Origin of the sequence: Streptomyces kronopolitis, assembly GCF_050953795.1 — a bacterium.
GTDB lineage: Bacteria > Actinomycetota > Actinomycetes > Streptomycetales > Streptomycetaceae > Streptomyces > Streptomyces kronopolitis_A.
Genome location: NZ_CP191850.1, coordinates 6323432 through 6346561, shown reverse-complemented (window position 1 = coordinate 6346561; position 23130 = coordinate 6323432). Strand labels below are relative to the sequence as shown.

The following is a 23130-nucleotide window of genomic DNA, read 5'->3' as shown; positions in this document are numbered from 1 at the left end:
GCGTGATTTCTACAGCACTTCGTCAGAATCCGAGGGATCCCAGCAAGCCGGTGATGGGGGATACGAGGTCGTGTCCGATCTGTGTGATCTTCGTGGCGATCTGGGATCCGCCGAGTGCTCCGATCCACTTGGACTGGCCGAAGGTGATCACGCTGAGTGCGGCGCTTGCGAGGGATGACCTGAAGTCTCCGCTTGTCCATCCGTGGCCGATTCCGGTGAACAGTACGTTCAGTCCGGAAAATGCTAGGGAGGCAGCCCCCAAGTGGCCCGCAAGCAGCTCAAGTGCCGCCCCAGCGGGCGGGAATACCATACCCGCCCCTAGGCCGATGACGCCGACCCCAGCAGAGAGGAATCCAGCAATGATGCTGGCCCAGTTGGTGGTGGTGGCCAGCCACTGTGCGCTCTCCTTCCACCAGGGGAGGCCATCTTTGACCTTGTCGTTCTCGGGGGTATCCGCGGGGTTCTTCCCGGCCTTCTTGGTCTTCCGGGCCTCCTCGGCTGCGTTCTTTGCCGCGGCGGCGATTTCGGCCTGGCGTTTGGCTGTGGCGATCCGGTGGGCCTGGGTGGCGGCTGCGGCCGCCGTCTTGGCGTCCTTCCCGGCCTGGAGGGCGGAGGCACGGGCGGAGGCGGCGGAAGACTGGGCCGAGTTGGCGGAGGCCACCGCGCGGCCGGCGGCGTCCACGGCGCGGTTGGCGGAGTAGTTGGCCGAACGGGCGGCCGTACGGGCGGTGGAGGCTGCCTGCTTGGCTTTGTTGGCCGAGGCTTGTGCGTCCTTGGCTGACTGCTCGGCTGCATCCGCCTTCGCATCGGCCTGTTGGGCGGAGGTGGCGGCCTGGGCGGCTGCATTCTTCGCCCTGTCGGCCCACTTGGCTGCCTCGGTGGCGAGGTCGCGGGCCCTGGCCGCGGCCTCCTGAGCACGGGCGGCGCTTTCCTGGGCCTTGTGAGCGATCTTCGCGGCGGCGGCGATCGCGCCTTGGATGGCGGCGATGTGGGTGGCGGAGTCGTGATCGAGCTGCGCCGTCTTGTACTGGACGGAGGCGACGAAGTTGCGGCGCATCCATGCCGGGCCGTCCAAGGCGGCCTCGGCATGGGCTTTGGTGTAGGGACCCGCGGTGGCGAGGATGGTGGAGGCGGCCACCGCGTCGTCCTCCCGCTGAGCTGTCTCGAAGGCACCGCTGAGGAATGCGTAGATGCTCTGGGCGGTTCCGGCGTCCAGGGCGTCGGTTGCCGCTTTCTCCACCGCTTTGCCGGGGCCGTCGGCCAGGATCGCGGCGATGGCGACACGGTTGTCGTCCTCGGCGGCCTCGATGACACCCGTGGTGAGGAACTTCGTGGCGGCGTCCGGATCGTCGCTCTCCAGTGCCGCGGTCGCGGCCTCGGCGACATCCGGGGTGGATATCTGGGCGAGGTAGAGGAGGGTCTCGCGGTCGTCCTGCCGCTGGGCGAGTTGCCGGTCGGTGTCGATCCAGGCGTGGATGTCGGTGTCCGCGCCGGCCAGGGCGAACCGGGCGGACTCACGTGACCAGGCACCGTGGGAGTTCATCAGCGCCAGGGCCGCCTTGCGCCCGAGGGCGGCGGCGTGGTCGAACTCACCGGCCTTCAGTGCCGAATCGGCCTGGGAGATCAGGTCCTTGGTGGCCTGCTCGGTCTGCTCGGCCTGCGTACGACGGCCGGCGAGTTCCGCCCTCTCCTCCTCTTCGATCTGCGCGAGCAGTCGGGCCTCTTCAGACGCCTGCTTCAGGTCCTCGTCCAGCCGCTGCCATTCGGCCTCCCGCGCCTTCTTCTCCACGTCGACCGCCCGGGTGACGGCACTGCTGGCGGTATTGGCGGCCTTGGTGGCCCCGTTGGCGAACTCGGTGGACTTGTTCGCGTGGTCAACAGCCCGGCCCGCGTACTTGACGGCCCAGTCGGCGGCCGCCGCGGACTTCTCCGCGTGATCGGCTGCGCTGTTCGCGTCGTCGCGTGCGCTGCGGGCGGCTGCCGCCGCCGTGTTCGCCAACGCTTGTGCCGTCCCGGCGGCGTTGGTGGCGATCGAGGCGTTGGCACTCGCGATCCGCGCCTGCCGCGTGGCTTCCGCCGCCTGGGTCTGCGCGCTGCCCGCGGCGGAAGCGGCCGTGGCGGAGGCGGAGGCGGCAGCGGAGGCGTTACGGGCTGCCGAGGCGGCTGCGGACCCCGCATCCGCGGCCTGGGCCGAGGCGGCGGCGGCGAAGTCGGCGGCTTTCGCCGCGCTGCGGGCCTTGGCCGCGCCGTTGCGGGCGGCGACGGCGGCGTCCTTGGCGACGGAGGCCTTGGACGCGTCCTTGGAGGCGGCGATGGCGGCACCGTACGCCCGCGCGGCGGCGGACCCCGCGAGGGCGGCGGCCTGGCTCGCCGCCATGGCGGCGTAGGCGGCGCGGCGCGAGGCCTGGACGGCGGCGTGCGAGGCGCGGATGGCGACACGCGCCGAGTCGGCCGCCCCCTCCGCGGCCCCGGCTGCCTTGCGGGCCGCCCGGCCGCACTTCACCACGTCGTCCTGGGCCGCGCTCGCCTCGGCCGCAGCCTCCTGCGCCGCCTTCTTGGCCTGAGCTGCGGCTGTTTCCGCGCGGGCGGCGGCTTCCTGGGCCTGTTTCGTCTTCGCGTCGGCCTTGTTGCCCTCGCGCTCGACGACCGCGACGAGTTCCTCGATCGTCGCGGACTCCTGGTCGCGGGCGCGGGCGATGTGCTGGCCGGTGTCGAGGAACCATTCGATGTCACTGCCCGTACCGTCCAGGGCCCGGGAGGCGTACTTCTTCACCTCCGGCCCCGCCTGTACCAGCAGCGTGGAGACCTCGACGCGCATGTCTTCCAGTCGGGCGGTGTACTGGCCGTCGGTGAGGTACTTCTCCAACGCGGCCCGGGTGCCGAGGTCCAGAGCGGCGCCGCCCTCGCGTCGCACACCCTTGGCGCCCGCGGCCATCACGGTCGCGGTGGCGACCCGCAGGTCTTCCATCATGCCGGCCTCGAAGCCGCCCTGGAGGTAGTCGGCGATGGCGGCATCGCCGTCATCGAGCGCTCTGGAGGCCTCGCGTCGAGTGCCCTTACCGCCTGCGGCAAGAGAGGTGGCGATGGCAACGCGGTTGTCCTCCGCCGTCGCCCTGGGGAGTTCGGTACTCAGGAAGGTCTGGACGTCGGCATCGGAGCCGAGCAGCGCTGCTTCCGCACCGGCGCGCGCGGCCTTGCCACCCAGCAGCCACGCCTTGACGACCTTCGCCCGGTCGGTGTCGGGTAAGCGGAACGGGTCGCCGTCATCGCCGTCATCCGGTGGAGCATCGGCGTGGGCGGCTAACGGATTCAGGACGAGGCTGGAGACGGCAACTGCCGCGGTGGCGGCCGTCAGCGTGCCCAGCACACGCCGTCTGCTCCAAAAAGTGGTGTCCAACGTGATCCTTCGGGTCGGTGCCCGGCGGTGGCACACCTGTGGCGGCTCCCCCGGACAGACAACGTCACGCTGCCGTCGCCATGTCCCCGCGACGGTGTGCGAGTTCAGAGGACGCGACCGGCGCGCAAGCTGTGACCATATGCAGGTAAAGAACGCATTGGCTACTGATTGGTCAAAGTAATGAGATGAGAAAGACCACAAAGGATCTTTATTGCACTTTCTCCCTAATTGTCCACTTTTTTTGACTGGCGTGGGATGGGTGCACCTGTTTGAATTCGACCCCTCCGTGGCCAGCCGAGCACCACCTGCCCGAGCAGGCCGGCGCCGCAGGTCGCAACTCATCTTTCGGACGAGGGGCCTTGTATGAATCACTTACGGCGGATCATCGCCACCGGCGCGGCTGCCGTAGCCTGCGCTGCCGCAGCCATCGCCACCTCCGCCTCCTCCCCCGCCGCCGGCTCCGACGCTCCACTGACGGTGGCCGAAGCCCAACCCGGCTCCGTTGTCGAGCACTTCGACTACCCGGACGCCGCCAAGATCAAGGACGAGAAGGGGATCATCCTCAAGCGGGGCGACGGCCACATCACTCTCGCGGACTGCTCCTCGGCCGCCGGACTGATGGAGGTGTGGTCGCGGGACGATTCCCGGGTCTGCTTCCGCACCAGCGGGACCTTCGGCTACCTCACCCTGGAAATCCCCTCGGTTCACACCATCAAGGGCTCAGCCGACCACGCCGCTGAAGTCACCCTCACGGAACCCACGGCCCAGCCGCAGGAAGTCGCCGTCCCCAAGGGCAAATGGACGCCGGTCGGAGAGCCCACGGATCCGCAACGTCGCGAGTACACCCTGGTCGAGATCCGCACCAGCAAGTAGGCCCGCACAGCACGGCATCCGCACCACCCCTGCGGAGCGCGCAGGTCGGTTCTCCACCCACGGCGGCCGTCGGCGATGCCGGCCCACGCTGCTGTGCGGCGTCAGAGAGCCCCACGCCGAGGCTCAGTTGTTCCTCCACACTCCGACATACTCAAGGACCACCATGTCTGCCAAGCACTTACGCACCGCGTGGGCTGCCGCTCTCCTTGCCACCACGACGGCCGCGACCAGCCTTGTCACCGCGGCGCCGGCCGGCGCCCTGGCGGGTGCCGACGTCCCCGACGCCACCTACGCGTTCACCGCGAAGATCAATGTCGCCGAGCACCAGGCCTGTTCGGGAGTGCTGGTGGACCCCCAGTGGGTGCTCACCACGGCCAGCTGCTTCGCGGACGGCGGCAAGCCTGCTCAGGCCGGCAAGCCCGCAGCCAAGACCACCGTCACCGTGGGCCGTACCGACCTGTCCCGGAACGACGGGAAGGTGGTGGAGGCGGTCGAACTCGTCCCGCACGCCGACCGGGACGTGGTGATGGTCAAGCTCGCCCGCCGTGCGCTGGGCATCACCCCGGTCAACCTCGCCGCCGAGGGCCCGGCCGCGGGCGAGCAGCTGACCGTGACGGGCTTCGGCCGCACCACGACCGATTGGGTCCCCGACAAGCTGCACTCCGCCTCCTTCACCGTCACCTCCGCTGCCGGATCCGACGTTGGTCTGAAAGGGTCCGACCAGGCCGTGATCTGCCAGGGCGATGCCGGTGGCCCCGCTCTGCGCCTCACCGATGGCATACCGGAGCTCGTCGCCCTCAACAGCCGTTCCTGGCAGGGCGGCTGCCTGGGCACGGATCCCAAGGAGACCCGCACCGATGCGGTCGACGTGCGCGTCGACGACCTTTCGGACTGGATCCGCCGCACCGCCTTCCGCGTCCAGGACGACGTCACCGGCGACGGCATCGCCGACCTCGCCACGGTCTGGAACGACGGAACCCTGCACCTCTACCCGGGCGAGGTGAACAAGGGGCTGGGCGGACAGAACCTCTCCCAGCTCGGCGGCACCGGCTGGAAGACCATGAAGCAGCTCGCCAAGGGCGACTTCACCAACGACGGCGTCGCCGACCTCATGGCCATCTGGGCCGACGGCACCCTCCACCTCTACAAGGGCGACGGCAAGGGCAAGTTCGCTGCCGGAGCCACCGTCGCCGAGGGCGGCAGGACCTGGGGCTCGGTGAAGCAGCTGACCGCCGGCGACTATGACGGGGACGGGATCTCCGACCTCATGGCGGTGTGGGGCGACGGCACCCTGCGCCTCTACCGGGGCAAGGGCGACGGGCAGCTCCAACCCCAGGTCAAGGTGACCACGGGCGGCGACACCTGGGGCACGGTGCGGCTGCTGCCCGGCGGAGACTTCAACGGCGACGGCATCGCCGACCTCATGGCCGTCTGGGACAACGGCACCCTCCACTTCTACTCCGGAAGCGGCACCGGACAGGTCGGCACGCAGACTCCTGTCCCGGTCGGCGACAACACCTGGGGCACGATTCGCCAGCTGACCGCCGGCGACTACACCGGCGACGGCATCGCCGACCTCATGGCCATCTGGACCGACGGCACCCTCCACCTCTACAAGGGCGACGGCAAGGGGGGCATCACCTCGGCCACCACCGTTCCCTACGGCGGCAACACCTGGAAGGCCATGCTGCAGTTCGCCTGATCGCGACGGTCGGACGCCCCTCCGGGCGGCCACGGACCACAACGCCGTTGCCGCGGCCGGCCGGCACGCTCCTTCTCCCCGCCCCGGCCGTCTGATGACCGCTGGGGCGGACCGGCGCGGACAGCCGCCCAGAAATGAGCGGTGCGGACGCTGCCGAGTCCCGCCCTCTGCGGGGAGCGGCGCCGAGAGCGGGAGTGGGCCGGCCGTCAGCTCTGCGCCGCCGTCTGCGACCGGCTGCTCAAGAGCTGGTTCGCCGCCTTTACCGCTTTCCTGCCGACAGCGCTGGCGCCTCGGGTTCCTCGTGCCGGGGAAGGCCGGCCAGCATGCCGAGGGAGGGGCTGTCCACCCCGGCGATCAGTGCGTCCAGCCCTACCTGGATGAGCTGGTCGGACCCGATCTGGCTACCGAATGCCCTCTCGTGCGCGAAGTGACGGAGCTGCTCGAGAGCGTCGTCGCGGATCATCGGCCTCTCCTCGGCGGGGTGCGGGGAGACGGACGCTCGCACATCCGCCAAGGCTGTCGCCAACTCCTTTCCTGCGGCCGTGACCCGTGTCCGTTTGGTGGCGAGCGGGGCCGGAACTCCCCCGGGGTCAGCGGAACACCTGCACATGCCTGCCAGCCATGCGGTGAACGTGCCCGGCGGGCGCCACCGCTCGCGCAGCGCGGGCCCCGAGCCCCTGGGAGCGGGCGCTGATCCAGGTACCGGCGAACTGCCCGGTGACCGCGACGGCCAGGATGAGGCCGAGGTCCCCCAGCCCCGACATCCCGATCCGGGAGAGGTCGGCGTTCAGCCCGGCCACGATGAAGTAGACCGGCAGCAGCAGCGTCGTCGTGAACTGCACACGAGGCAGCAGGACGCTCTTGAGGCCGGCGACTTCCTTCGGCATGACCAGACCGAACAGAAACGCCCCGAGCACGAAATGGAGACCGAGCGCCTGGGTCACCGCGGCCGACACCAGCACACCGGCGAGAGCCACCCACGCGAAGAGGTCGCACACGGCCGCCGACGTCAGCGCGATCGTGCCCAGCCAGGTGCCGCTCATGGACCGGTCGGTGAGGATGCGCGCCAGTACCGGAAAGGCGGTCACCGACACGGCCACGGCAAGGAACAGGACGAAGCCGGCCCGGCTTGCGGGGTGCCGCTCGCGGAGCAGGTGGAGCGCGAGCAGCGAACCGAGGGCGAACGGCACGGCGGCGGATCCGAGCACGGTGCCTGCGGCGATCCGCCCACAGCCCCGGAGCCTGCCGAAGTCGACCTCGAGACCCACCACGAACATGAAGAGCACGAGCCCGAGGTCGGCCAGTGCGTTCAGGTAGGGCCGGACGTCCATGGGGAACAGCGTGTGTGCGAGCGCCCCGTGGAACAGCGTGGGGCCCAGGAGGACGCCCCCGACGATCTCACCGATGACCGCCGGCTGGCCGAGCCGTTGCGCGACCCGTCCGGCCACCCGGGCCATGAGAAGGATCAACGAGAGATCTGCGAAGAGTATTGCCGCGTCGACGTCGGTCACCGGTCACCACCTCACGATTCCGTCCGCTGCCTGACTTGTGTCACGACGCCACCCGGCCCGGCCGAAGCACCCCCGCGTGCCGCCGCGTGCCGCCGGGTGCCGCCCGCGTGCCGCCCGGGACGCGTCAGGCACGTACCCGGCGCGTCCGGGCCCTTCGTGCGCGTCATCCTCCGGTATCGGACAGCGACCGCCCTGGAAGGTCACTGGAGTCCCAGGACTCCGGGCAGGCGCGGGTCGTCCTCCGCTGCACGAAGCGCCAGGGAGCCGAAGCCAGAGGGGCGAAGTCAGACGGGTCGAAGCGGGGGCGGTCGAAGCGAGGCGGGTCGAAGTCAGACGGGCCGAAGCGAGGCGGGTCGAAGTGAGGCGGTCGAAGTGAGGCGGTCGGAACCGCCGGGCAACCATCCGGCAACCCTTCGGACCGGACCCCGACTCCCGACGCACCCGGCAGGGACAATGCGCACGACACCGACGCCCAACCTGACCGAACTGACCTTGCTGACCACCGCCCGCTCTTCACCCCGTGCCGTCCTTCGGCTGTCATGGGTAGAGCACCCATCGGTGCGCCGGCGACCATCTGGGGGGACCTGATGCTGGACAAGAGTTACGTCGTGCCCTGGGGAAAGCGGGGGGCACTGCCCGCCGACACCGAGGCAGCCGTACGGGCCGAGCTTCTCCACGAGAGCACCCCGCTGCCGACGGGTGTGCGGCGGGAACGGTTCGAGCGCTCCTTCGCCGCATCGGTCGGCAGCCGGCACGCGGTCTCGGTGACCAGCGGAACGGTCGCCCTGCAACTGGCGGTCCGGATGCTCGGGCTGACCCCCGGCGACGAGGTGATCGCCACCCCGCAGACCCACCAGGCCACCGTCCGGCCGCTGTTCGACTACGACGTACAGGTCCGGTTCTGCGATGTCGACCCCACCACCCTGGCCGTCGACCCGGCCGTACTGGAGTCGCTGATCACCCCGCGCACCAAGGCACTGCTGCTGGTGCACTACGGCGGCTGCCCCGCCGAGATGGACACCGTCATGGCGCTGGCCCGCCGCCACGGCTTTCTGGTGCTGGAGGACTGCGCCCACGCGCTGGGCACCCGCTACCGCGGACGCAGCGCCGGGTCACTGGCGGACATCGCCACGTTCAGCCTCCGGAACTCCCGGAAGGACAGCGCCCTCGGCAAGGGCGGGCTGATCACCTGCGACCGCGACGACTGGGCCGAGCGCCTGCACCGGCTGCGTGCCGAGGACACCGACGCGCGGAGCGCGCACCTGCTGCCGCACCGGACGGCCACACCGAATGCCGCCCTGTGGACCCCGCACACCATCCCGCTCCACCGCGGCCGGACCCGGCGGCCGGGCGGGGACGCGACGATGCCGGACATGGTCGCGGCGCTCGGCGAGGCCCAGCTGGCCCGGCTCCCGGCCGCCACCGTCCGGCGGCGCACGCTCGCCGCGCGGCTGGACGAGGTGCTGGCCCGCTACCCCTTCATGACGCCCCAGTCGGCGCCCGCCCACAGCACGCACGCCTACCACCTCTACACCTGCTTCACCTCCCACCAGGAACTGCGCGACCGCCTCGTCCTGAGCCTGGACCGCCGGGGCGTGGAGATTCAGCTCCGCTACTTCCCCCAGCATCTGCTGCCGCAGTGGCGCCACCGCGGCCACCTGCGCGGCGAGTGCCCCGTCGCTGAACGCAGCTGGTTCGAGCAGCACCTGAACCTCCCCTGCCATGCCCTGCTGACCCCACATCAGGAGGACCACCTCGTCGAAGCGCTGGACGAGTCCCTCGCCGAACTGAACGGCGGCACACCGACCCCGCCCCCGGTACCGGCGACGGTCTGCGGCCGCTAGCCGGCAGCTGGGGGACAGTAGTCGCTCGGCGGCCGGGGCCGGTAGCCGACGTTCAGGTGGGCGGTAGTCACCGGTCGGCGGGCGGGGGTAATCGGTACTGGATAGCCGGTGGCGGGTGACGGGTGGTCCTCGCTCCGCCGGTCCCGGCAACTGCCACACCGTGGCCCGACGCGAGGCACCGCACGCCGCACCGCGCGGCCGCACCACACGGGCATACCGCCGCCTCGGCTGAACGGGCGGAAGATGGCCCGACCGCCGTCCTCCGGTCCCGTCCGCGGGAAGGGCGATGGCATGAGCCACACGCCCACCCCCAGAGCCGCCCCGCCCGGCAACGCCCCCGGCCTTCCCACCGGAGTGCCCCGGCGGCTCCCGCCGACCGGCGAGGTGCCCGGCCTCCCGCACCGATGGGAGGGCGGCCCACGGTGAAAGCCTTTGTGCTCCACAGGCTCGGCGAGGTCGGCGTCATCGAGAAGCCGGTTCCCGAGCCCGGCCCCAATGACGTGGTCGTGCGCACCACCGCGGCCTTGGTCTGTACGACCGACGTGCACGTCATGAGGGGCGTGATCCCGGTCGAGCCGGACGTGACACTGGGGCATGAGGCGGTCGGTGTCGTCCATGCGCTCGGCTCGGCCATCGAGGGGCTGGTCAAGGGCCAGCGGGTCGCGGCCGCCGGAATCACGCCCTGCTTCCAGTGCGACTCCTGCCAGCGCGGGTTCTCCTCGCAGTGCCATGGGCGGATGCTGGGCGGCGCCCAATTCACCACCCAGCGGGACGGGACCCTGGCTCAGTATTTTCTTGTCAACAACGCCGAGGCCAACCTCGCACCCATCCCCGACGAACTCTCCGACCACCAGGCGCTGTACGCGACCGACATGCTCTCCACCGGGTTCGTCGCCGCCGAACACGCGGAACTCGAACTGGGCGAGACCGTGGCGATCTTCGCGCAGGGCGCGGTGGGCCTGTCGGCGACGATCGGCTGCCGGCTCCTCGGTGCCGGGCTCATCATCGCCGTCGAGTCGGTCCCCGCCCGCCAGGACCTCGCCCGCCGCTTCGGCGCCGATCTGATCGTCGACCACACACAGTGCGATCCGGTGGAGCGCATCCTGCAGCTGACGGACGGCCAGGGGGTCGACGCGGCCATCGAGGCACTCGGCGCCCCCGAAACCTGGGAGGCCGCCTTCCGGGTCACGAAGCCGGGAGGCCGCATTTCCAACGTCGGGTATCACGGGGAGGTACACGAGCCCCTGAAGATCCCCCTGGAACCCTTCGGCTACGGCATGTCGGACAAGCAGGTCTACGGCGGCTTCAACCGCGGAGGACGCGGATGGCTGCGCCGCATCTTCCGGCTGATGGAAACGGGAAAGGTCGACCCCACCCCGATGACCACCCATGAATTCAGCTTCACCGAGATCGAGCGAGCATTCCGGATGATGGAAACGAAGGAAGACGGAATCATCAAGCCCCTCATTCACTTCGACTCGGACCTCGACCCCGGCATGGAAGCCGTCGTGGACACGAACTAGAACGTGGACGTGGACGTGGACTCGGGCAATGCGTAGACGTGACCGGCGGGTGCTGCGGGCATTGCGAGTTGGGATATCCGCCTGACGAGGCAGGGAGGGCTCCTCTCCCTGCCTCGTCAGGCGCGGGTTGAGCTACTCCTCCTTCACGTGAAGAGTGACGTCACCGGTCCTCCCCTTTCCCGTCATCCCACTCCAGGCAATGCCGGCCGGGCGGTTGGGGTGTCGGCCCGGCCCTTCTCGTAGACCGTCAGGCCGCGTGCCAGATGGAGGGGGACCAGCAGCAGTTCCACGATGAGGGCCTTCCAGGCGTAGACGAGGTTGACGGCCTTGGTCGCGTAGACGCAGGGGATGTTCAACAGCACCGTGGTGAGCGGGAGTTTGCGTCGGCGGGCGGCGTAGAGGAGGGGTGGTGTGGTCAGCAGGAGTTCGGCTCCGGCCCACCAGGCGAAGGCGAGGGCGGGTGGTTGGTCGGTGGTCGCGGCGAGCACGAACGGGGTCGCCCACCAGAGCGGTGCGGTGAGGATCTCCAGGAGTGCGAGGAGCACCCACACCGCCAGCAGGGGTTTGTGGACGATCAGCCGCCCGAGGTGCAGCCGGACGTTCTGGCAGAAGCCGGCCATCCATCGCCAGACCTGTTTGCGCAGGTACGTCAGCTCTTCCGGATCGGCGGCCAGGGCCACCGCGTCGGACACGTAGACCGCGCGTCTGCCCGCGATCTGCTGGGCCCACGTGTAGTCCATGTCCTCGACGATGGTGCGTTCGGGAAATCCGCCGAAGGCCATCAGATCGTCGCGGCGGAAGACGGAGCAGCAACCCGAGCACACCATGGGGCTGTTGGCGCGCGCCTGGATGGGACGGTGCCAGTGGAAGCCGAAGAGGTACTCGGTGGAGCGTCCGCGTTCCCAGAGGGTGCGGGTATGGCGGGTGCGGACCGTGCCTGCGGCGATGGAGACTTCGGGATCGTCGAAGACGGGCAGGACGGTCTCGATGTAGTCCGGCGCGAGGACGGTGTCCGCGTCGACGGCCAGGACGAGGTCGGTGGTGCACTGCGGGAGTGCGTAGTTCTGTGCCTTGGCCTTGCTGCCGAGGTTGTGTGGCGGACGGAGTACGGTCACGCCGTGTGACGCCGCTACGTCGCCGGTCCGGTCGGTGGAGGCGTCGTCCACGACCAGGATCCGGTCAGGCCGGACGGTTTGCCCTGCGAGGGACTCCAGCGTGGCCGGCAGCCCCTCCTCCTCGTTGTGAGCGGGCACGATGACGGTGATGGTGTGCAACTCGATCTCCCCCTGTCTTGCGGATCGCGCCGGCTACGACTGTGATCAGTCCGATCAGGCCGTAGACAATGGTGCTGATGCCGATGAACGGCAGTCCTCCGTGCATGTCACCGACGGTAGGGGGAGAGACCGTCAGATGGTTCCGGAGGCTTCCTCCTGTGGATAACCCGGCCGCCGGTGAGCCGAGTTGAGGAAGCGAAGTCGATGAGAGGCCGGAAGCACCGTCGCCCGCCGCGCTCCGTGGGGGCGAGCGCGGCAGGCGACGGGAGATGAGGTACCGAGGGGCGAGGTGGTTACTCGACGACCTTCAGCAGCTTGTTGGGGGTTCCCTTGGTGGGGTTGGTGATCTTGTCGGAGGTGGCGCCGTCGGTGAGGGCCTTCTGCACGTCCGCGGGCTTGGCGTCCTTGTGACCGGCCAGGTAGACCGCGGCGGCGCCGACGACGTGCGGGGTCGCCATGGAGGTACCGGAGATGGTCTTCGTGGCGTCGTCGCCGGTGTTCCAGTCCGAGGTGATGTCGGAGCCGGGCGCGTAGAGGTCAACCGCGCTGCCGTAGTTGGAGAAGTCGGACTGCTGGTCGTCCTTGGTGCTGGAGGCCACCGTGATGGCTTCCTTGACCCGCGCCGGGGAGCTCTGGCCCGCGTCGGCGCCGTCGTTACCCGCCGCGACACCGAAGGTGACACCGGCGTCGATGGCCTTCTTCACGGCCGTGTCCAGTGCTTCGTCCACGCCGCCGCCGAGCGACATGTTGGCGACCGAGGGGCCCTTGTGGTTCTTGGTGACCCAGTCGATGCCCGCGACGACCTGCTCGGTGGTGCCGGAGCCCTGGCCGTCGAGGACCTTGACGGCGACGACCTTGGCCTTCTTGGCGACGCCGTGCTCGGTACCGGCGATGGTGCCCGCGACGTGCGTGCCGTGGCCGTTGTCGTCCTCGGCCTTGTCGCTCTTGTCGATGGCGTTGTAGCCGTACGAGGCGCGACTGCCGAAGTCCTTGTGGCTGATGTGGATGCCGGTGTCGATCACGTATGCGGTGACGCCCTGCCCCGCGGCGGCGGGATAGGTGTACTTCTTGTCGCCCTTGGTGTCCGCCTGGTCGATGCGGTCCAGGCCCCACGACGGCGGGTTGGCCTGGCCGGCGTCGATGTGGAACTTCTTGTTCTGTACGACCTTGTCGACGGCCGGGTCGGCGGCGAGGCGCTTGGCCTCCTCGCCGTTCAGCCCGGTCGTGGAGAAGCCGTCGATGGCGGAGGAAAACTTCCGCTTGACCTTGCCGCCGTACTTGGCGGCGAGGTCGCCGCTCTCCGCGGTACGGATCGACTTCTTCAGCATGACGATGTAGCTGCCGTTGACGGCACCCTTGGCCTCGGCTCCGTAGATCTTGCCTTCGGCGGCCGGGGACGCCCCCGCGGTGACCGCGGTGACGGTGGCGATACCAGTAGCGGCGACCGCGGCGCTTATCGCCGTGACCAGCCGCTTCTTGCTGGAACGCTTGTGAGCCATTGCGAGGGTTCTCCTCGTTCGTGGTGTGGGGGGGAAAGCGTTGCGCAATAGCCCGGGGAGACCGGAAGATCTCCGCCGGACTGGCTCGAAACCCTGTCTGATTGATCAGTCCGATTTCAAGGCCAGCTGCGGCGTGTGAGATAAGCAACAAGCTCCGCAAAAAGGGAAAGGTTTCAGAAGTGGTCAAAAAGACCGCGGAGTTGAAGCCGAGTGACTCAACTCCGTTTACATAGCGGCAATGGGGGCCGAGTTCCGTGGCCGTGAACGGCGTTTTGCGAGGGCCTAGTTGGCTTCGGTAGGGCTGGTGGGGCCGGCGGGAGGCGGATCCGCGGGCGCCGAGGGGAGCGGGCCGCACCAGCTTCGGCGGCCCACGGACCACGTCCGTGGTTGGCCTCTAACGGCGGGCCGCTGGGACGAAGTCACACAGGCGGGCCGCACAGAGCGACCGGCGCCAAGATGCCGTCCGGATCCGCCCGGCGGGGCAGCGAACGGATCGCCGGTCGGATCGCCGGCCGCGGTTCCGGGGCGTGCCGTCCGCCCGGGACGGCACGGGGACGACGCCAGGACGACCCCGGCACGCGCCGGGATCCGCCGGGCGGACCTGCGACACTGGTCGCGTTCCCGCACCGCAGGAGGCATCCGATGACCGCACCGAGCCCCGCCGCCTTCACGGAGGCGCGTGCCCGGGACGTACTGGCCGCGGCCGGCCGGCCCGAAGCGGCGACCGGCGCCGAGCTGCTCTCCCTCGGCGAGAACGCCGTCTTCGCCCTCGGCGCGAACGGGCCCGTCGTGCGGGTGGGCCGCAGCGCCGAACTCCTGGAGCGGGCCGAGCGGGAGCTGGCGGTGGCGCGCTGGCTGGCGGCCGAGGGCGTACCGGCCGTACGGGCCGCGGAGCCCGTAGCCACGCTCGTCGACGGACATCCCGTCACCTACTGGCAGCGGCTCCCGGCGGCCGGGCGTCCCGCCTCGCCCGAGGATCTCGCCACCCTGCTGAAGCTGGTTCACGCGCTGCCGGAGCCGCCGTTCGCGCTGCCCCGGCGTGAGCTGCTCGGCGGCGTCGAGCGCTGGCTGCGGCTGGCCGGCGACGCCGTGTCGGCCGCCGACGCGGACTATCTGCGCGGGCGGCGGGACGCCTTCGCGGCAGCCGCCTCGGCCCTCGAACCGCGGCTGCCCCGCGGCCCCCTGCACGGCGACGCGTTGCCCCGCAACGTGCACATCGGGCCGGACGGGCCGGTGCTGGTCGACCTGGAGACCTTCTCCTCTGATCTGCGGGAGCACGATCTGGTCGTGATGGCGCTGAGCCGGGACCGCTACGGCCTGTCCCCGGAGGCCTACGACAGCTTCGTGTCCGCCTACGGCTGGGACGTACGGGACTGGGAGGGCTGTGCCGTGCTGCGCGGGGCGCGGGAGACGGCGAGCTGCGCCTGGGTGTCCCAGCACGCGCCCGGCAACCCGGCGGCGCGCACGGAATTCGCGCGCCGGATCGCCTCGTTGCGCGAGAAGGACGCGACCGTGCGGTGGTACCCCTTCTGAGCCGGACGGCCGGGGCACCCGGGCGGCCGGAAGACCAGCGGTAGCTGTAGGCCGGCGGAAGCCGTGGCCCCGGCGGTAGCGGAACGACGGCGGGAGCCGCAGCGCTCAGACGCCGGCCTGGTACGGGATCAGCGGCCAGGCCGGCTCGACTATCGCCCGGGGATCGCCGGTACGCCGCAAATACTCCTGGAACGAGGCGGCTTGGTCGGCGGCGGCCTGCTCCTGGAGGGCGTGCAGCGCACGGGGCGACGGGAGGGCGACGGCCGGGTACTTCTCCCCGATGCGCCGGGCGACCCCGGCGGCGGCCGCGGCGTCGGCGCCCGCTTCGTGTGCACCGTCGAGCCGGACGCCGTAGTGAGCGCACAGGGCCTGGAGGGCGCGCTTGCCCTTGCGGAAGCGGTCCACGTGCTTGTCCAGGACGAGGGGGTCGATGACCGGGGCGGGGGCACGGCCGAGCCGCTCGGTCAGGGTCCGCAGGCCGTGGCGCCGGCATTCGCGGTCCAGCAGCGAGAGGTCGTAGCGGGCGTTCATCACCACCAGCGGTATGTCCGCGCGCAGTGCGTCGGCCAGCGCCTCGGTGATGTCCTCTATGGCCTCCGCCGGCGGACGTCCGTGTTCTTGGACATATGCGGTCGAAATGCCGTGAATGGCCGCGGCTTCCTCCGGAATCGGCACGCCCGGATCGAGCAGCCAGGTCCGCTGCGAGGCCGCCCGCCCGTCCCCCTCCAGCCGGAGCAGGGCCGCGGTGACGATGCGGTCCTGCTCGACGTCGGTGCCGGTGGTCTCCAGATCGAAGCTGACCAGCAGCCCCTGATGCCAGCTCATGTGGCCTCCTTCGGTGGTACTTCCCCCGTTGCCCGTTCACTCTCGCACGCACCACTGACAACCGACCGGCCACCCGACGCGCCCGGCGGCCCCGAGCCCCCGCCACCGGCCGCCGGCCGCCGAGCCGCACCCCTCGCCCGCCCCGGGACACTAGGCTGCCGCCATGGACCTGAGGCTGGCTGGACAGGGCGCGCTGGTGACGGGCAGCAGTGCGGGCATCGGCGCCACGATCGCCGAGATGCTGGCGGACGAGGGATGCGAGGTCCTCGTGCACGGGCGCAACGCGGGGGCCGCGGCCGCCGTCGCCGAGCGGGTCGCGGCCCGCGGGGTGCGCGCCGAGGTGGTGCTGGGGGATCTGACGGAGCCGGGCGTCGCCGAGCAGGTCGCGCTCACCGCACGGGACTTCGGGGCCCGCATCCTCGTCAACAACGCCGGTCCGTTCGCCGAACACGACTGGGACAGCTCCCAGCCGTCCGACTGGCGGGCCGCCTTCGAGGGCAATGTGCTCCCGACGGTACGGGTCAGCCAGACGCTGCTGCCCTCGCTGCGCGCGCACGGCTGGGGCCGGGTGATCACCATCGGCAGCCGGGCCGTACGGACGCCGCTGCCCCACATGGTCACGTACTCCGCGGCCAAGGCCGCCGTGGTGAACATGACCACCAGCCTGGCCCGCCATCTCGCCGGAACGGGCGTCACCGCGAACTGTGTGAGCCCGGGGGTCATCGTCACCCCCTCCATGTACCGGATGATCGAGGAGCGCGCGGCAGCCGAGGCGGACGAGGGGACCGGGCGGGACGAAGCGGACATCGCCGCGGAGTACGCGCCGAACCCGAGCGGGCGGCTGGGGCGGCCGCAGGACATCGCGGCCGCGGTCGCCTACCTCGCGAGCCCGCTGGCGGATTACGTCAACGGGATCGAACTGCGGGTCGACGGGGGCATCACGGGAACGCCGTAGTGGGCGCCGTTCCCACCCGGGGCGCCCCGCCCGTCGTCGCCCCTTCCCCGGTCCGCGGTGTGCCGTCCGGTCAGGAGACCGGCCGCGAATCCGCCCACATGCTCTCGAATTCCTCCCGGTAGGTCTCGAAGAGACCGTGGTCCCCGTCGCGGCCCTCCCGGGCGTCCTGGCGGACGACCTCGCGGCCGCCGCCGCGCAGGACCAGGACCGGGGACTCCATCCCGCGGCTCTTGCGGAGGTAGGGCTGGACGACGGCCACGCCGTCCGAGCCGTCGCCGTCGACCAGGTAGGCGGTGAAGCGCGGGGTCTCGTCGAAGACCTGGATCTCGAAGGCGCCGGGGTCGCGCAGTCGGGCGCGCACCCGCCGCATGTGGAGGATGTTCATCTCGATGGAGCGGCTCATCTCGCCCTTCTTCAGGCCGATTTCGCGCTCCCGGCGGCGGACCGCGCTGCTTGCCGGGTTGAGGAACAGCAGCCGCACCCGGCAGCCGGACTCGGCGAGCCGGACCAGCCGCCGCCCCGAGTAGTTCTGGACCAGGAGGTTCAGTCCTATGCCCACGGCGTCCAGCCGGCGGGCGCCGCCGAAGAGGTCCTCGGCGGGCAGCTGGCGCTGCAGCCGCACCCGGTCGGAGTGCACTCCGATGACATCGGCGTAGCGGTCGCCGACCAGGTCCTCCACCGCGTCGATCGGCAGCCGACCGGAAATACGGGTGCCGACACCGGAGCCGAGTATGTCCAGGAGGCGGGCGGAGGCCCGCTCGGCCTGGGCGAGCACCGTCTCGGACAGCGCGCGGTTGCGGGAGACGATGTTGCGGGCGACCTCGAGTTCGTCGAGGGCCAGCTCGACGTCGCGGCGGTCGTCGAAATACGGCTCGAAGCAAGGCCAGTGCTGGACCATCAGTTCGCGGAGTTGCGGCAGGGTCAGGAAGCTGACGATGTTGTCGTCGGCGGGGTCGAGGAGGTATCCCTTGCGGCGGCTGACCTCGCGTACGGCGACCGCGCGCTGGACCCACTCCTGGCCGGCCGGGCCGGCGGCGGCGATCACCCATTCGTCGCCGTGCACCGGCTCGTAGATGGGCCGCAGGACGGCCGCGACGACGGCCCGCAGCCGCTGCTCGACGAGATTCAGCCAGATGTAGGCGCGCCCGGCCCGGCGGGCCCGGGTGCGCACCTCGCTCCAGGCGTCGGCGCCCCAGTCCAGCTCAGCGCCGATCTCCAGCGGCCGTGCCAGGGACACCGCGCCGGGCGGTGCGTCGACGGAGCCGCCCTCATGGCCCTCATGACTCTCGTCACCAGGGGGCAACTCCAGCCCGCCGCTCACCTGCCACCGCCTTCCGAACCCCCGTGCCAACGATCAAGGCAGACTACTGCGGTGCGGGAGGCGGTGCAGCAGGATGGGTCGAGTCGGTCGGCAACTCCCCTTATCCATAGTGCCCGTTGTGGCCGGACAACGCGGGCGGAGTGAGCGGATTCATAGCGGTCACATCGCGGGGCACCAGCTGGAAGCCCTGCCAGTGCACGGGCATCGGCTCCTGGTCCTCGTCCCTGGCGATGTGGTGGAACCCGATGTTGACCCACGCGATGGGGTGTTTGAGCGGCTGGCCGTTGACCCAGGTGTCGACGCTCCGGCCGGCCTTCTCCCCACAGTTGGCCAGGTTGTTGCTGGCGAACTGCTCACATGCCTTGTAGTCGGTGACATAGAGGTCGTGCCGGGTGTATCCGCGGCCGGTGTATTTGGTGGAGCGGCCCGGGACGATCTCGTACGAGCGCGGGTGGCCGTCCTTGTTCTTTCCGGTGTCGCTCACCACCCGCCACCAGCGCAGCGGCCCGGCGTCGCCGGCCAGCTCCTTGGTGACGGGGGTGCGGGTGGTGCGGATGGTGGGGGTGCGGCCGCCGGACCGGGCCGTGAGCGCGGAGTCGAACTGTTCGACCTTGTTGGTGGTGGAGCCGTCCAGGCCGAAGTTGAGCCGCCAGAAGACGTTGTGGCTGTGGCTGGTGGCGTAGTCCTTGGCGCCCTTGCCGAGGGGCATCCCGCGGCCGTCGCCGGCGTCGTAGTCGCCCGGGGAGACCGTGCCGGTGGCGCCGACCTGCATGGTCATGGTGCCGTCGCCGGCGAACCGCCACTCGGTGATGTACTCGTACCAGCCGACCTTGTTGACGGTGTAGACCAGCAGGTCCTTGCCCTGGAGCTGGTAGGTCCGGGCGCTCTCGCCCGGGTAGGGGCCCTTGCGGTAGGCGTGGCCGCGGGCTCGGGTGGTGGCGCACAGACCGCTGACGTCGGGGTGCGCGGGGTCCCAGGCGCCGGGCACCCGCACGGTCTTGATCGTGCCGCCGGGGCATTCGGCCGGATCGAGCTGCTGCAGCCCCTGCGCGAAGCCCTGGCCGGTGAGGTCGTCGTACTCGTTGGTGCCGTCGTCGTAGGGGACGTGGATCTGGGCGAGCTTGGCGGTGGTGAGCACCTTGACCGGGGCGGGTTCGCCCTTGGGCTGGTAGGAGATGTCGTCCAGGACGAGGCCGGCGTTGCCCTCGTAGTGCCAGCACATGCGCCAGACGGTGCCGCCGTCGAGCGTCTGGGTGAGGCGGTAGGCGGCGCTGCACCGGGGAGCGGGTGCGGCGGGAGCCGTGGGGGCGGCCTGGGCGGCCGGAGCGGTCAGCAGGGCGGGCGCGGCGCACAGCAGTGCGGCCGCGGCGAGTGCCGTGGTGCGACGGCGCGGGCCGCGGGAGCGGGCACCGGTGAGGCGGCTTTCGGGCATGACGAAGGCTCCTGTGCGAAGGAGTGGCGGGGGGCGGGCGCGCTCAGCCCAGACGGGCGACGGTGCGGGCGCTGAGGTCGATGACGAAGCGGCGGGTGTCGATCCACTGCCCGTTCTTGATCTTGGTGAAGAGGCGGACGCAGCGGTGTTTCCCGCAGTCGCCGAGGGCTCCGGGGGCCTCGCCCTCCGCCCGGCCGCGGTAGACGAAGCCGGTGACGGACAGCGGGTCCGGGCCGGTGAGGGTGTGCCCGGTGGCGTCGCGGTAGTCCTGGCGCAGACCGGCTCCCAGCGGGTCGGCGATCAGCAGCCGGGCCGCCTCCACGGCCTCGTCGTGGCCGGGCGGGGGCTGCACGCCGTGCTGGGTGTCGGCCGACTCCACCGCCGAGGTCGTGAGGTTGACGGTCGTGGTGAGGTAGCTGTCGCTGCGGTAGTCGTAGAACGAGACCCTCGCCCGGCGCGGCGGGTCGGCGAGGCCGGTCTCCGCGGGGGTGACCTCGACCAGGTCGGTGGTGAGGCGTTCGAGCCCCGGCTTCCCCGTGACGTCCGCGACGGCGCCATGGCGTGTACGCGGCAGCGCCAGGGCCTCGGCGCGCCGGAGTTCGTCGTCGGTGAGCGGGTCCCGTCCCGTGCCGCGCTTCTCCTGCGCAGGGGCCTTCTCGACGACGCCGGGCGGCGGCGGTCCCCCGTCGCGCCCCGGGGCGGGGGCGCCGGCCGCTGCGGGGCGGCCGTCGTTCCCGCTGCCGGCGGCTCCGGCGTCGGACGGCAAGGTGATCGCGGCCATGGCGGCGGTTCCCGTGAGGGCGAGCGCTGCGCCCGCGACGATCTTGCCGAGGTGGCGGTGCATCAGCTGGTGCACAGTTCCCCCCTGCTGTCACGTTCCGTGACACGCATGTCGGTCCCCCGTCGGTCCTCCAGTAGGACGACTCATAGGACGATCCGACATCGCGACAGGTTGCCCACCATTCAGCGGAGATCTCGCGAAAAGCCCTCCGTGTGCGACAAGTTGCGAAAAGTTGGGCGAGGATTCCGTTTTGTTCCGCTGAGGTGTGTCGTGGAGTCGCCGCAGCGCCCGCCGAGAAAGTGGAAGGGTCTACCCCATGCAGGTCTGGCCGGGACAGATGTATCCGCTGGGTGCCACCTATGACGGGGCGGGCACCAACTTCGCGGTGTTCTCCGAAGCCGCGCAGCGCATCGAACTGTGTCTGCTGCACGACGACGGGTCGGAGACCGCCGTCGAGCTGCGCGAGAGCGACGCCTTCGTGCGGCACGCCTACCTTCCGGGCGTGATGCCGGGGCAGCGCTACGGCTTCCGGGCACACGGCCCCTACGAACCGGAGCGGGGGCAGCGCTGCAACTCCGCGAAGCTGCTGCTCGACCCGTACGCCCGGGCCATGAGCGGCCGGATCGACTGGGACGAGGCCGTCTACGGCTACCACTTCGGGCGCCCCGAGGTCCGCAACGACCTGGACTCGGCGCCGCACACCATGGCGTCGGTGGTGGTCAACCCGTACTTCGACTGGGGTGACGACCGTCCGCCGCGCACCGCGTATCACGAGACGGTGCTCTACGAGGCCCATGTCAAGGGCCTGACGATGCGCCACCCGGAGCTGCCCGAGGAGCTGCGCGGCACCTATGCCGCGCTGGCGCACCCGGCGATCATCGACCATCTGACGAAGCTCGGGGTGACCGCCCTGGAGCTGATGCCGGTGCACCAGTTCGTCCAGGACCACCGGCTGGTGGACGCGGGGCTGACGAACTACTGGGGCTACAACACCATCGGCTTCTTCGCCCCGCACAACGCCTATGCGTCCTGGGGCGACCGCGGCCAGCAGGTGCTGGAGTTCAAGACGGCGGTACGGGCGCTGCACCAGGCCGGTATCGAGGTGATCCTCGATGTCGTCTACAACCACACCGCCGAGGGCAGCCATCTGGGCCCGACGCTGTCGTTCCGGGGCCTGGACAACGCCTCCTACTACCGGCTGTGCGAGGACCGGCAGTACTACATGGACACCACCGGCACCGGTAACTCGCTGCTGATGCGCAGCCCCCATGTGCTGCAACTGGTGATGGACTCGCTGCGCTACTGGGTGCAGGAGATGCGGGTGGACGGCTTCCGCTTCGATCTGGCGGCGACGCTGGCCCGGCAGTTCCACGAGGTGGACCGGCTGTCGTCGTTCTTCGACCTGGTGCACCAGGACCCGGTCGTCAGCCGGGTGAAGCTGATCGCCGAGCCGTGGGACGTCGGTGAGGGCGGCTATCAGGTGGGCAACTTCCCGCCGCTGTGGACCGAGTGGAACGGGAAGTACCGCGACACCGTGCGCGATCTGTGGCGGGGCGAGCCGCGCACCCTGGCGGAGTTCGGGTCCCGGCTGACCGGCTCCTCCGACCTCTACCAGGAGGACGGCCGGCGGCCACTGGCCTCGGTGAACTTCGTGACCTGCCACGACGGCTTCACCCTGCGCGATCTCGTCTCGTACAACGACAAGCACAACGAGGCCAACGGCGAGGACAACCGCGACGGCGAGCGCTTCAACCGGTCCTGGAACTGCGGCGCCGAGGGGCCGACCGAGGACCCCGGGGTCCGGCGGCTGCGGGCCCGGCAGATGCGCAACTTCCTGGCGACGCTGATGCTCTCGCAGGGCGTGCCGATGCTCAGCCAGGGCGACGAGTTCGGGCGCAGCCAGGGCGGCAACAACAACGCCTACTGCCAGGACAACGAGCTGTCGTGGGTGCGCTGGCCGGAACCCCGGGGGGCGGCCGGGGCCGACGGGCCGGGCGGGGCGGCGGACGACGCGCACGAGGCGGCGGAGGCCGACGAGGCGGACGGGGACACGGAGGAGGCGGCGCTGCTGGAGTTCGTCCGGCAGATGGTGTGGCTGCGGCGCGACCATCCGGTCTTCCGGCGGCGGCGGTTCTTCCAGGGCCATCCGAGGGAGGGCACCTGCGACGAGCTGTCCGACATCGCCTGGTTCACGGCGGACGGTCAGGAGATGGGCCCGCGCGACTGGCAGTCGGTGCACGCCAAGTCGCTGACGGTGTTCCTCAACGGCAGCTCCCTCTCCGAGCCCGGCCCGCGGGGCGAGACGGTCACCGACGACTCGTTCCTGCTGATGTTCCACGCCCACGACCAGGAAGCGGAGTTCGCCGTGCCGGAGCATCTGGGGCGGCAGTGGCAGGTGGTCGTGGACACCGACCGGCCGGGGGCGGTGGCGGACGGCGGGGGCGCCAAGGTCAAGGCCGGCGACCGGCTGACCCTCATCGGCCGGAGCCTGCTGGTGCTGCGGCGGCAGGCGTAGGGCGTGCCGTCCGATGACGGCCCGCGGGTCCGGCCCGCCCCGCACGGCACCTGCCAGGTGCGCCGGCGGAGTGCCCGCGGCCGCGGGTGCCCCCACGGCGCGCCGACGCGCCGGACCGCCGGACACCAATGCCGGAGACGGATGA

General features: G+C 70.7%; 16 protein-coding genes. 7 read left to right on the top strand and 9 right to left on the bottom strand.

Annotation, left to right across the window (positions count from 1 at the left end; translation table 11 throughout):
- Window positions 1-22: 22 nt before the first annotated feature.
- Window positions 23-3397, bottom strand: a complete 3375-nt coding sequence (locus ACQP17_RS28045; RefSeq protein WP_433858749.1) for a hypothetical protein — start codon at window positions 3395-3397, stop codon at window positions 23-25.
- A gap of 363 nt (window positions 3398-3760) precedes the next feature.
- On the opposite strand from ACQP17_RS28045, the gene ACQP17_RS28040 reads away from it, so the two are divergent.
- Complete coding sequence (locus ACQP17_RS28040; RefSeq protein WP_433858748.1) at window positions 3761-4270, top strand: hypothetical protein; 510 nt, start codon at window positions 3761-3763, stop codon at window positions 4268-4270.
- Between the two features lie 163 nt (window positions 4271-4433).
- Window positions 4434-5972 (top strand): FG-GAP-like repeat-containing protein, encoded by a 1539-nt coding sequence (locus ACQP17_RS28035; RefSeq protein WP_433858747.1) that lies wholly within the window; start codon window positions 4434-4436, stop codon window positions 5970-5972.
- 259 nt (window positions 5973-6231) lie between these two features.
- On the opposite strand, the gene ACQP17_RS28030 is transcribed toward ACQP17_RS28035, so the two are convergent.
- Window positions 6232-6486: a hypothetical protein gene (locus tag ACQP17_RS28030; RefSeq protein WP_433858746.1), complete on the bottom strand. Its 255-nt coding sequence runs from the start codon at window positions 6484-6486 to the stop codon at window positions 6232-6234.
- A gap of 76 nt (window positions 6487-6562) precedes the next feature.
- Window positions 6563-7483, bottom strand: a complete 921-nt coding sequence (locus ACQP17_RS28025; protein WP_433858745.1) for a cation:proton antiporter domain-containing protein — start codon at window positions 7481-7483, stop codon at window positions 6563-6565.
- Between the two features lie 587 nt (window positions 7484-8070).
- Here ACQP17_RS28025 and ACQP17_RS28020 point away from each other — a divergent pair.
- A complete protein-coding gene (locus tag ACQP17_RS28020; protein WP_433858744.1) occupies window positions 8071-9327 on the top strand; it encodes a DegT/DnrJ/EryC1/StrS family aminotransferase in 1257 nt (418 codons plus the stop codon).
- A 434-nt stretch (window positions 9328-9761) separates the two neighbouring features.
- Complete coding sequence (locus tag ACQP17_RS28015) at window positions 9762-10850, top strand: zinc-binding dehydrogenase (RefSeq protein WP_433858743.1); 1089 nt, start codon at window positions 9762-9764, stop codon at window positions 10848-10850.
- Between the two features lie 182 nt (window positions 10851-11032).
- Here ACQP17_RS28015 and ACQP17_RS28010 read toward each other — a convergent pair whose 3' ends face one another.
- Both ACQP17_RS28010 and ACQP17_RS28005 read right to left on the bottom strand, forming a co-directional pair.
- On the bottom strand, window positions 11033-12124 hold the full coding sequence (locus ACQP17_RS28010; protein ID WP_433858742.1) for a glycosyltransferase family 2 protein: 1092 nt from the start codon (window positions 12122-12124) through the stop codon (window positions 11033-11035).
- A 293-nt stretch (window positions 12125-12417) separates the two neighbouring features.
- Window positions 12418-13623, bottom strand: a complete 1206-nt coding sequence (locus ACQP17_RS28005; protein WP_433858741.1) for a S8 family peptidase — start codon at window positions 13621-13623, stop codon at window positions 12418-12420.
- 642 nt (window positions 13624-14265) lie between these two features.
- On the opposite strand from ACQP17_RS28005, the gene ACQP17_RS28000 reads away from it, so the two are divergent.
- Window positions 14266-15156, top strand: coding sequence for a phosphotransferase enzyme family protein (locus tag ACQP17_RS28000; protein WP_433858740.1), 891 nt, complete (start codon window positions 14266-14268; stop codon window positions 15154-15156).
- Between the two features lie 105 nt (window positions 15157-15261).
- Here ACQP17_RS28000 and ACQP17_RS27995 read toward each other — a convergent pair whose 3' ends face one another.
- Entirely contained in the window at window positions 15262-15981 is a 720-nt protein-coding gene (locus tag ACQP17_RS27995) for an exonuclease domain-containing protein (RefSeq protein ID WP_433858739.1), read from the bottom strand.
- Between the two features lie 163 nt (window positions 15982-16144).
- Between ACQP17_RS27995 and ACQP17_RS27990 the strand changes: the two genes are divergently transcribed.
- The gene (locus tag ACQP17_RS27990) at window positions 16145-16936 is read left to right on the top strand and encodes an SDR family NAD(P)-dependent oxidoreductase (protein WP_433858738.1); all 792 of its coding nucleotides are present in this window, start codon (window positions 16145-16147) and stop codon (window positions 16934-16936) included.
- A 70-nt stretch (window positions 16937-17006) separates the two neighbouring features.
- Here ACQP17_RS27990 and ACQP17_RS27985 read toward each other — a convergent pair whose 3' ends face one another.
- The 3 genes from ACQP17_RS27985 to ACQP17_RS27975 form a co-directional block, all read right to left on the bottom strand.
- A complete protein-coding gene (locus tag ACQP17_RS27985) occupies window positions 17007-18257 on the bottom strand; it encodes an SAV2148 family HEPN domain-containing protein (protein WP_381469567.1) in 1251 nt (416 codons plus the stop codon).
- A 100-nt stretch (window positions 18258-18357) separates the two neighbouring features.
- Window positions 18358-19689, bottom strand: a complete 1332-nt coding sequence (locus ACQP17_RS27980; RefSeq protein ID WP_433858737.1) for a copper amine oxidase — start codon at window positions 19687-19689, stop codon at window positions 18358-18360.
- Window positions 19690-19732: 43 nt separating this feature from the next.
- The gene (locus ACQP17_RS27975) at window positions 19733-20545 is read right to left on the bottom strand and encodes a Tat pathway signal sequence domain protein (protein WP_433858736.1); all 813 of its coding nucleotides are present in this window, start codon (window positions 20543-20545) and stop codon (window positions 19733-19735) included.
- A 241-nt stretch (window positions 20546-20786) separates the two neighbouring features.
- On the opposite strand from ACQP17_RS27975, the gene glgX reads away from it, so the two are divergent.
- Window positions 20787-22985 (top strand): glycogen debranching protein GlgX, encoded by a 2199-nt coding sequence (glgX, locus tag ACQP17_RS27970; protein ID WP_433858735.1) that lies wholly within the window; start codon window positions 20787-20789, stop codon window positions 22983-22985.
- Window positions 22986-23130 lie beyond the last annotated feature (145 nt).